General features: G+C 39.0%; 6 protein-coding genes. 3 read left to right on the forward strand and 3 right to left on the reverse strand.

Annotated features, from left to right (window positions below; all coding sequences use genetic code 11):
- Positions 1-200: 200 nt before the first annotated feature.
- The 3 genes from O9324_RS20855 to O9324_RS20865 form a co-directional block, all read right to left on the reverse strand.
- Positions 201-383 carry a hypothetical protein gene (locus tag O9324_RS20855; protein WP_287630511.1) on the reverse strand — a complete coding sequence of 61 codons (183 nt, stop codon included), beginning with the start codon at positions 381-383 and terminating at the stop codon, positions 201-203.
- Between the two features lie 67 nt (positions 384-450).
- Complete coding sequence (locus O9324_RS20860) at positions 451-621, reverse strand: hypothetical protein (RefSeq protein WP_288141201.1); 171 nt, start codon at positions 619-621, stop codon at positions 451-453.
- 142 nt (positions 622-763) lie between these two features.
- Complete coding sequence (locus O9324_RS20865; protein ID WP_002786134.1) at positions 764-1054, reverse strand: YiaA/YiaB family inner membrane protein; 291 nt, start codon at positions 1052-1054, stop codon at positions 764-766.
- Positions 1055-1213: 159 nt separating this feature from the next.
- On the opposite strand from O9324_RS20865, the gene O9324_RS20870 reads away from it, so the two are divergent.
- The 3 genes from O9324_RS20870 to O9324_RS20880 all read left to right on the forward strand — a co-directional run.
- Positions 1214-2209: a hypothetical protein gene (locus tag O9324_RS20870; protein ID WP_288141202.1), complete on the forward strand. Its 996-nt coding sequence runs from the start codon at positions 1214-1216 to the stop codon at positions 2207-2209.
- A 140-nt stretch (positions 2210-2349) separates the two neighbouring features.
- Positions 2350-3693 carry a P-loop NTPase fold protein gene (locus tag O9324_RS20875; RefSeq protein ID WP_288141203.1) on the forward strand — a complete coding sequence of 448 codons (1344 nt, stop codon included), beginning with the start codon at positions 2350-2352 and terminating at the stop codon, positions 3691-3693.
- A 2-nt stretch (positions 3694-3695) separates the two neighbouring features.
- On the forward strand, positions 3696-4701 hold a 1006-nt coding region (locus tag O9324_RS20880), incomplete at its 3' end, for a tetratricopeptide repeat protein (RefSeq protein ID WP_288141204.1).

The raw sequence follows: 4701 nt of genomic DNA on the forward strand, positions 1-4701 counted from the left end.
GAAATGGGGCGAAAGTCTGTGGACTCTGTGTAAGACAGTACATGGTTTTTTAACTGTGGTATGCGACGGTGGTGGAAGCAGAAACTTAAATCGTGAGGTTTAGGAATCGCCGCACTTTTAGGGCGGCGAGGATGTCAAGAAGCACCTTTTCCTTTGAGCGAGAGAATGCGATCTGGCGTAGCGAGCGCTTTGCGTTCGCTCTACTTGGTGTTGTTTTTGGCCTGTTCGATCTTGCCTGCGATCGCATCCAGCCTGGCTTTGATTCTGGTCATCCACTGGTTAAACTCGGCCGACTGCCGGTCGATAGCTTCCTTCCGTAGCCTTATCTCTTCGGTTGTTTTTTCGTGGGCTTCTAACCGGATATTTAATTCTGCAATCATCATTGCCTCAAGTATCTATTGGTTTGTTTATTTGTTAGGGAGGAGGCATCTCATTTGTGCAAGTGAGTAATTATACTTGTCGATGAAACTTGCTTCTAGCAAGGCTTTCAAAATAGCTTGACATAAAACTTAATTTAGGAGTTACAAAGGTGAGATGCTCCCGATCGCTTTTAACATATTGCAAAGATAATCGCTGTAACCAACTCTCTTTTAGTCCATCTTCAATATCATATACAGACATAATGTTACTGGGATTTTGTAAAAGAGAAATTATTCCTTTGGTCACACTGATTAGATTAGTTGTAAATAGCATATAAACTCTCCTAAGCAAGTAAAAAGGGTGAGAATAATCGAAAAAACCGATAACCAATAACAGGTAAAAACTACTCCTTATAGGGATCGTACTGACTCAAGATTCTTTCTAACTTTGCTTCATCAATGCGATTAATTAAGCGTTTAGATTCTTCCACATCGCGGACAGTTTTTGATAAATTAATGGTGGAACCGACGCTAAATAGTAAACCCATGCCTAAATAACCTTTAATCCACGGATCTACTGGCAGATAAACAACCCCTAAAGAAGTGGCGGAAATAGAGACAATAAAAGATAACCAAGTTTGAAAAATCCATGCTTGAGTATGACTGGAAGCAGTACCGTATTTTTTATCGTTCATAATCGTCTCCTAAATGTTTCTACACCCATTCTATCTGTTGTAGAGGTGCAACAACAATGAGCGCTATCTAGTAGGGGGAGGGTTGAGAACTGGGGTGAATTGGGGTGAATTGGGGTGAAGTATCAAGTATAATCGTTGTTAGAATCTAGGACCAAAAAGATGGAGATTAAACATCTGAAAATTTGGTATTCTTGGGAAAAACAAGAACAAATGATCGAGCGCTTGGTGGGGAGAGTGGGATTAACCCGGGTGCGTGCCACTTGTTTTCTGCGTCTTTGGATTTATGCGATTGCCAAGGAAGGACAGGTAAAACCCCCCTTATCCCAGTTAATTTTTCCCACCACTGCCATTATCTGTACCCATCGACAAGCATCCGATCTATTTTATCAGGATCAGGATCAGGGCAGCGATCGCTCTGCCGGTATGATGTTAGATAAATTAGCAGCCCTTGGTTTAATTGAAAAAATTTTTGACGGCAACACCACCAGAATTAAAATCAAGCCAATTACGGGAATTTTAGAGCCTGATAACTCAGAATCATCTGTGGAATTGCAATTAGATCAATTTAATCCCCGTTGTGATGCGATTCCTGTGGCTAACTTGCTGACACGCAATTATAACTGGATGAATCGCAATGCTGAGGCAATTCCCCATCGCATTTCTCGTCTGTTGCGGGGTTGGGCAAAAGATTACACTACAGGTATGCGAGTTTTGCGTCGGGTAGATAATCTTAATCCCGTCGGTTTTTATCTGCTCTATCCCACCGCAAACGAGTCGGAAGCGAATTTTTTTACCTCTCCTAACAAGAGTTTACATCTAAGTGCGATCAACGAACAGGATCCTTTTAAAATGGCATCTGTGGGAGATGAAAATTGTCTTTCGGTATTTATTCGCAGTTGGATGATTGATGCTAATTATTTAGAAAAATATCGTTTAATATTTCTGCAAGATGCCCAAAAAACTCTCCAGAGAATGACATTAGATTTTCCTAATCTCTGCGATTTACATACTTTGATTATTCATCCTGATTATGAGAAATTAGGCGCAGCCTTGGGATTTCAAAAAACTATTCAGGAATCCCCAAACTCTATTTATTGGATGTATTTAGGACTCGATCGCTTTTTATCCCTAGATATGAGTGAAATTCAATTTTAATCGGGTGTGGGGGAAAAAATCCATAACTGGGTTTTTGAAGTTCGATCGAGAGTTAGTCGTAATATTAAAAACGGATTTGGTATAACATCTTGTCAATAAGTATTGTTATAATAATGACATCAATTAAGCTATAGTCGCCTATGTCTGAACAATTGATCGCTAATCTTGCTAATGCCTTTAAACCAGTTCCTTTACCTGCCGATAGTCCCTTTTATGTGGATCTAAAAGCAGTGAGAGCGGATGCCGATGTTTGTCAAGATTTAGGCAGAAAAATTATTCGTGCGCTGCCAACAGACTACACCCATCAACTCTACACAGGACATCGAGGAGGGGGGAAATCCACGGAATTATTGCGGCTGAAAAAATATCTAGAGCAAAAAAATTGTTTTGTTGTTTATTTTGCGGCAGATGAAGACGATATCGATCCAGAAGATGCTCAATATACAGATATTCTCATTGCCTGTACACGCCATTTATTAGAACAACTAAAACAGGCTAATTCAACCCCATTAAAAAACTGGATAAAATCCCGTTGGCAGGATTTAATTGATTTAGCTTTAACAGAGATTAAAGTGGAAGATGTCAAATTAGAAACGGGAGACTTGATTAAATACTTTGGTAAATTATCTGCGGCGATTCGGGCAATTCCTAGTCAAAGACAAGAAATAAGAAATAAAATCAATCCTCATACTGTTACGCTGTTAACAGCACTAAATGAGTTTATTGATAATAGCAAAACTGTCTTAGATGATTCAACAAAGTTAGTGGTAATTGTTGATAACTTAGATCGCATTGTACCGATATATCGGCGAGATCATAAAACTAATCATGATGAGATTTTTTTAGATCGAGCTAATCAATTAAAGGGGTTAAATTGTCATTTGATTTATACTATACCTATTTCAATGGCCTATTCTAATCGGGCCAATGATCTACGGGATATTTATGATAATGACCCGATGGTTTTACCGATAATTATGCTTCGCAATCCTGATCGTACTATTAATACCGATGGTATGGCAAAAATTAAGGCTATTATTGAGAAAAGAACGCGGCAATTTTTACCGACGAAAAAGCTAGAAACAGATATTTTTGAAAGTCAAGAAGTTCTAGAGCGATTATGTTTAATGACTGGAGGTCATGTACGAAACCTAATTTTATTAATGCAAACCGCTTTAGATTATGTGGATGCTTTACCTATTACCGCAAAAGCTGCTCAAAGAGCAATAACTCAAGCTAGAGATGTCTATCGGAGAACAGTAGAACACGAGCAGTGGAAAATTCTGGCTAAGGTATATCTTACCAACGAAATTCAAAATGATGAAGCTCATCGTAAATTATTATTCAATCGTTGTATTTTACAATATGCTTATTTTGATGCAGATAAAGAGTTAAAAAGTTGGTATGATGTGCATCCTTTAATTACCGAAATTAAGGAGTTTAAAGACGCAATCCTCAGCCAACCCACACCGGGAGGAGTATAATAATGACAAACCCAAAAGTAAAACTCTTAACTAACTCTAAGGAATCGGATTTTAAAGGATTGCCAGAAGAGCAACCCCTAACAGCAGCAGAATCCTATCAATCATTACTGCGATCGCTGAGACGAAAAAATGGCTTTAATTTACTCTTTGTTCGCTGTTCTCCCGTGCAAGCTGATGAAATTATTCGGGGAATCAGTCAAGATTTACCTAATAAAAATATTCAAGTCCTGCAGCTTGATTCAGAAACCGATAATTTGTATGAGAAAATTGTCGATCTACCAAATTATACCAATCTAAACATTCTTTTTGTGCGCGGTTTAGAAAATGCACTACTGCGCTACGAAGAAGCGGAAAGTGAAGGCTATTTCTTGTCGAGTCAAAGTCCGGTTTATGGGGGAACCTGGGCCGGAGTTCCTAAGATTTTAGGCTATTTAAACCTATCCCGTGAGCGATTTGAGCGGCAATTTCCCTTTACTTTAGTATTCTTATTGCCGGAATTTGCCTTGCGGTATTTTATTCGTCGTGCGTCGGATTTTTTTGATTGGTATTCGGGAGTTTATGAATTTCCGACCGATAAGGACATATTGCACAGAGAAATTATAAGACTGGTTTATTTAGACGGTGATCTCGATACCTATAAGCAATTCACTCCCCAACAACGACAGGAAAAGTTAGCCGAAATTAAAGCCTATTTAAGCGATTCCCCATCTCTGGATCCTGTTCAAGCATCTGAATTGTGGCATGAAAAAGGCTTAATTCATGCAATGGGAAAAGAATACGAACAAGCGATCGCATCCTGGGATCGAGCTTTAGAATTTAAACCCGATAAGCATGAAGCTTGGTACAACCGAGGGTTTGCGTTAGCTGATTTAGGCAGATTAGAACAAGCGATCGCATCCTACGATCGAGCTTTAGAATTTAAACCCGATAAGCATGAAGCTTGGTATAACCGAGGGGTTGCGTTAGATATTTTAGGCATATTTGAACAAGCGATCGCATCCTACGATC

Origin of the sequence: Microcystis sp. LE19-84.1B (assembly GCF_027531875.1) — a bacterium.
Classification (GTDB): domain Bacteria; phylum Cyanobacteriota; class Cyanobacteriia; order Cyanobacteriales; family Microcystaceae; genus Microcystis; species Microcystis panniformis.

Excerpts from the sequence above, each read along its gene's own strand:
- O9324_RS20860 (WP_288141201.1), bottom strand. The coding sequence starts at position 621 with ATGTCTGTATATGATATTGAAGATGGACTAAAAGAGAGTTGGTTACAG.
- O9324_RS20875 (WP_288141203.1), top strand. The coding sequence starts at position 2,350 with ATGTCTGAACAATTGATCGCTAATCTTGCTAATGCCTTTAAACCAGTT.
- O9324_RS20855 (WP_287630511.1), bottom strand. The coding sequence starts at position 383 with ATGATGATTGCAGAATTAAATATCCGGTTAGAAGCCCACGAAAAAACA.
- O9324_RS20865 (WP_002786134.1), bottom strand. The coding sequence starts at position 1,054 with ATGAACGATAAAAAATACGGTACTGCTTCCAGTCATACTCAAGCATGG.
- O9324_RS20870 (WP_288141202.1), top strand. The coding sequence starts at position 1,214 with ATGGAGATTAAACATCTGAAAATTTGGTATTCTTGGGAAAAACAAGAA.